Source organism: Lentzea indica (assembly GCF_012184385.1).
GTDB lineage: Bacteria > Actinomycetota > Actinomycetes > Mycobacteriales > Pseudonocardiaceae > Lentzea > Lentzea indica.
This window is the reverse complement of the sequence record NZ_VSRL01000539.1, coordinates 1-1,481: the sequence shown is the minus strand read 5'-3', so window position 1 is coordinate 1,481 and position 1,481 is coordinate 1. Positions and strand designations below refer to the sequence as shown.

Below are 1,481 nucleotides of genomic sequence, written 5' to 3'. Positions count from 1 at the left end.
GATGTCAAGCTGCAGCGTTGTTGATGTTGGTGTGGTGTGCCCAGGCGGTGGTTTCGTTGTAGGTGGTGCGGGTTTTGAGGCAGCCGTGCAGGATGCCGACCAGGCGGTTGGCGAGCTGGCGTAGCGCGGTGTTGTGGCCGAGGCCGCGGGCGCGTTGGTGCTGGTAGTAGGCGCGGGCGCCGGGTGAGATCCGCATGGCGACGAAGGCCTGTCCCATGAGGGCGTCGACGAGCCGGTCGTTGTGGACGTAGCGGGTCCGCACGGTTTTCTTCTTGCCCGAGCGGATCGTGAGCGGGCTGGTGCCGGCGACGTTCTTGCGGGCTTTCGCGCTGGTGTAGCGGGCGTGGTCGTCCCCGAACTCAGCGAGCACCCGAGCACCGAGAACGCGTCCCATTCCTGGTTGGGACAGCACGATCTCAGCGTCCGGGTGCCGGCCAAAATGGGCCCCGACCTCGTCTTCGAGCTCGCGGATCTGCTCGTTGAGCACGGCCAGGACCGCGAGCGTGGCGCGAGTGGTCGCGGCGTAGGCGGCGGTCACCACCGGCGGCTGGCCCAGATGCTCGGTGCGCAACGCGGCCTGGATCTCGGTGGCCTTGGTGTCGAGGTCACGACGCCGGGCGCGCTGCAACGCGGCCCGGATCTGCTTGAACGACAACCGTGCCGCGCGATCCGGATCGGGCGCCCGGCCCAGCAGCTCCAGCGTGTCCGGCGCGTCCAGATCCGTGAACGCCACCAGCGCGGCCGGGAAGTACTCCCGCAACGCGTGCCGCAACCGCAGGGCATGCCGGGTCCGTTCCCAGATCAGCGTCTTATGCGTCCGGGTGAGCGCCTTGATCGCCTCGACCTCGGCACTGTCACCAGCGACGGTGCGCAGCTGATGAGCCTCGGTGCGCACCACGTCGGCCAGCACATGCGCGTCGGCCGGATCACTCTTGGCCCCCGAGACCCGGTGCCGGTCCCGGAACCGCGCCACCGACATCGGATTGATCGCGAACACCGTGTACCCGGCCGCGACCAGCGCGGCCACCCACGGACCACGATCGGTCTCGATCCCGACCCGGACCTCGACATCCTCCGGATCGGCATCACCGGTGTGCTCAGCGATCAACGCGTGCAGCCGCGCCATCCCGGCCACACCCTCGGGCAACCGGGCCTTCGCCAGCCGACGCCCGCTGGCGTCCATCAACTCGACATCGTGATGATCCTCGGCCCAGTCATCACCGACCAGCAGCAACATCCGCACTCCCACTCGCTCACTCAGTGTCAGCAGCCCGGGGAGAACTTGTCGGCAAGCTAATGAACAGTGCTCACACCCCAGGGCGGGCACGACATCCCAGCAGCGATCACGTTCTCCCGGCAACTGGTGAGGGCACGGTCTTCGCCAAGGACTCCACAACTCCACCGAGCCAGAGTGCTCACCCACCAGCGGCCACAGGCCGAGCCTGCCAGAAACGGCCGGCTCAGCACTCATTAGCCGAGCC

At 68.0% G+C, this 1,481-nt stretch carries 1 protein-coding gene; it reads right to left on the bottom strand.

Translation table 11 applies throughout. From position 1 onward, the window contains the following. Positions 1 to 4: 4 nt before the first annotated feature. On the bottom strand, positions 5 to 1,234 hold the full coding sequence (locus FXN61_RS49400; RefSeq protein WP_167980634.1) for an IS110 family RNA-guided transposase: 1,230 nt from the start codon (positions 1,232 to 1,234) through the stop codon (positions 5 to 7). Between the last annotated feature and the right edge of the window lie 247 nt (positions 1,235 to 1,481).